Origin of the sequence: Synechococcus sp. R55.7 (genome assembly GCF_047461955.1) — a bacterium.
Taxonomy (GTDB): Bacteria; Cyanobacteriota; Cyanobacteriia; order Thermostichales; family Thermostichaceae; genus Thermostichus.
Genome location: NZ_JANSIC010000250.1, coordinates 1 through 3,447, shown reverse-complemented (window position 1 = coordinate 3,447; position 3,447 = coordinate 1). Strand labels below are relative to the sequence as shown.

Annotated in this window: 3 protein-coding genes; 2 read left to right on the top strand and 1 reads right to left on the bottom strand. The window is 59.2% G+C overall.

Features of this window, described 5'->3' with window-relative positions; translation table 11 throughout:
* Positions 1–266: 266 nt before the first annotated feature.
* Together NW820_RS11170 and NW820_RS11165 are read left to right on the top strand one after the other, a co-directional pair.
* On the top strand, positions 267–1,103 hold the full coding sequence (locus NW820_RS11170; RefSeq protein ID WP_049749636.1) for an ABC transporter ATP-binding protein: 837 nt from the start codon (positions 267–269) through the stop codon (positions 1,101–1,103).
* Between the two features lie 76 nt (positions 1,104–1,179).
* Positions 1,180–1,953, top strand: coding sequence for an ABC transporter permease (locus NW820_RS11165; RefSeq protein ID WP_414407516.1), 774 nt, complete (start codon positions 1,180–1,182; stop codon positions 1,951–1,953).
* A 33-nt stretch (positions 1,954–1,986) separates the two neighbouring features.
* Here the strand turns inward: NW820_RS11165 and ald are convergent, their stop codons facing one another.
* Positions 1,987–3,075: an alanine dehydrogenase gene (gene ald / locus NW820_RS11160; RefSeq protein ID WP_414407515.1), complete on the bottom strand. Its 1,089-nt coding sequence runs from the start codon at positions 3,073–3,075 to the stop codon at positions 1,987–1,989.
* Positions 3,076–3,447 lie beyond the last annotated feature (372 nt).

Here is a 3,447-nt window from a genome sequence, read left to right as displayed (position 1 = left end):
CGGGTGTCGGGTAGTTTACTGTCTTCGATGACCGGGCCCTCGGGGATCCCCCCTCTCCCGAAGCTGAAAATGGGGATACGTCACCGGCCCACAAAGTATCTGGCAACACAGCTGGCTGCCCCTCTCTCTGATGTAGTGGGGATGGGGTTGGCCATACCAATCGAGATAAACCGGCCTGCAACCCTCATTGCTCCCGCCATCATCTGTCTGGATCAGGGGGATCAGCCCTCACTTGGGCCACTATGAAAATCATTGGAGTTGAGTCAATGTTGGAGTCGCAGAGGGTAGTTCAAAGTGGGTTATCTTCCCCCGCTGTTTCGGGCAAGCCCGTTCTGGAGTTGCGCCACGTCTCGCTGCAGTACCCCACCAAGGGATCCCCAGTCACGATCATCCGCGACGTCAGCTTTTCTGTTGCCCACTCGGAGTTTGTCTCCATTGTTGGGCCGAGCGGCTGTGGCAAGACTTCTCTTTTGAAGATGATGGCCGGCCTGAACACTGACCATGGCGGCACCCTCTACTTTCAGTTGCAGCCCATCGCCGGCCCCCTGAAGAGTGTGGGCATGGCCTTTCAAAACCCGGTGCTGCTGCCCTGGCGCACAACCCTGGAGAACGTGTTGCTGCCGTTGGAGGTGGTAGAGCCCTACAAGCGCACCTTCAAGCAAAACCTGGCCCAGCACGAGAAGTCGGCGCTGGAGCTGCTGGCCACCGTAGGCTTGGAGGGTTTTCAGAAAGCCTATCCTTGGCAGCTTTCTGGGGGAATGCGGCAGCGGGCTTCCTTGTGCCGCGCTTTGATCCATCAGCCGGAGCTGCTGCTTTTGGACGAACCTTTTGCCGCTTTGGATGCCTTTACCCGCGAGGATATGTGGGAAATGTTGCAGCGGCTGTGGCTGCGCACCGGCTGCACCGCCATTTTGATCACTCACGATTTGCGGGAGGCGGTTTTCCTCTCCGATACCATTTATGTGATGGGGCCACGGCCTAGCGAGATCATCTTTTCCCTCAAAGTGGATCTGCCCCGTCCACGCCCGCTGGAGATCTGCCTGACGGACGAGTTTCACCGCTTGGTCTCGGAAGTGCGCCAGCACATTCGGCGCAGCTATTAGGCCAAAGAGCCCTTGATCCAAAAAATCTGGAAAGGTTTGCTGGACAGGTTACCGCGCATTTCTGCCGAGGGATCCCATGAAAAAATCATTTGACCGATTTTTGCAGACCCAAACGGCTTCTGTGGTCTTGCCCGCTGTCACCATCGTTTTGACCCTTGTGCTCTGGCAGGTGGGGGTGGGGCTGTTCAACGTTCCTCGCTTCATTCTGCCGGCGCCCACCCAGATCCTCGCAGCCATGAACCAGTGGAGCCCGGTGATTCTGCGTCACTCCCTAACCACCCTCACTTCGACGCTGCTGGCCTTTGCGCTGGCTTTGGTGGGGGGGATATTGCTGGGATCGATCATCGGCAGCTCCCGCCTGGCCCATCTGTGTTTGTACCCGCTGCTGGTGGGGTTTAACACCATCCCGAAGGTGGCTTTGGTGCCGCTGCTGGCGATTTGGTTTGGCTTGGGCCTGATCCCGGCGGTGATCACGGCCTTTTTGCTGGCCTTTTTCCCCATTGCAGTCAATGTGGCGGTGGGGCTGGAGACGGTGGAAGCCGAAATGCGGGATGTGCTGCGATCGTTGGGGGCCAGCTCTTGGGAGATCTTCACCAAGGTGGGGCTACCCCACAGCATGCCCTACCTGTTTGCCTCGTTGAAGGTGGCCATCTCCTTTGCTTTTGTCGGCTCGGTGATCTCGGAGACGGTGGCTTCCAACCAGGGGCTGGGCTACCTGATCGTGTCGGCCAGTTCTTCTTTTGATGTGCCTTTGGCCTTTGCGGGTTTGGCTGCCCTCGGCCTCATGGGTGTCTTGCTCTACACCTTTTTCGCGGCTCTGGAGCGCTATGTCCTGTCCTGGCGACAGTAGCATCTCTCCCCAGGGAGCCAACCCCTGCCTGAGCTAGCCCAGGTCTGGAAAGGTGGCTCGCACCGCCGGGTGGATGAGCTTGCCTGCCCTGACGTTTAGCCCTTTGGCCAAGGCCGGGTCTTGTTCCAAAGCAGCGGCCAGGCCAAGGTTGGCCAGCTTGAGGATGTAGGGGAGAGTGGCGTTGACCAGCGCTTGGGTCGAAGTCCAGGGGACAGCCCCCGGCATGTTGGGAACGCCGTAGTGCAACACCCCGTGGGCTTCGTAAACCGGCTGGGCATGGGTGGTAACCCGCGTGGTAGCAATGCACCCCCCCTGATCCACCGCCACATCCACAATGAGGGAGCGAGGACGCATTTGGGCCACCAACTCTTCTCCCACCAAGACCGGCGCCCGCCTTCCCGGCACCAACACTGCCCCTACCACCAGGTCGGCCTCGCGAACACACTCTTCCACGCTTTGGGCCGTGCTGTAGAGCAGCTCTACCCGCGAGCCAAAAATCAGCTCCAGCTCGTTCAGCCGCTGCAGGTTAATGTCCAAAATCTGCACCCGTGCCCCCAAGCCTACGGCCATTTTGGCCGCCTCGGTGCCCACGGTTCCCCCGCCCAGGATCACCACCCGCCCCGGCGGCACCCCCGGGATCCCGCCCAGCAACACGCCCCGCCCCCCCTGCTGTCGGGTCAGGTAATGGGCGCCAAACTGCACCGAGAGCCGCCCGGCAATCATGCTCATGGGCATCAACAAGGGCAGGGATCCATCTGCCAATTCCACCGTTTCATAGGCGAGGCAGGTGGCTCCCGATTGCAACAGCGCCTGGGTCAGCTCGCGGCTGGCGGCCAAGTGCAAATAGGTAAACAGGATGAGGTCGGGATGGAGCAGAGGATACTCGGCAGGCAAGGGCTCCTTTACCTTCACCACCAGCTCCTGCCGGTAGATCTCCTCAGGAGTGACAGCCAGCTTGGCCCCCGCTTTTTGGTAGTCCTCATCCGTGAAGCCCGCCCCCTGGCCTGCTTGGGTTTCCACCCACACCTGGTGCCCCTGCTCGGTCAAGGCCCGCACCGCCGCCGGTGTCAGCCCGACACGGAACTCTTGCTCTTTGATCTCTTTGGGCACGCCAATTCGCATAGGGATCCCCGTAGGGCTGCTTTCCAGTCTAGACAGACTCTCCCCGCAATGGGATCCCTGGCCTGAGCAGGAGAGCGAAAATTGTAAAGTTTTGTGCGCGATCTGTCGGGGCAAGCAATCGCCAGGCTAATTTTGTTAGCTCAAGATTTCAAGGGCAAACCTAGATCTCTTGCCATGATTGGCACGAAAACAAGACATAACAGCCTCAGAAAGCCCAATTTTCTTGCTTGCGCTTATCCCCAAGAGCAATGTTAACATCTATGTCACGAAGTCTCCGTACTCCCTCGCGAACGCACCTTGAAAACTGCATGGATTCAAGCTTTTCCGGGGGTAGGGTTGATCCCTACCTTTTCCCCGCAAGGGGACGGAAAC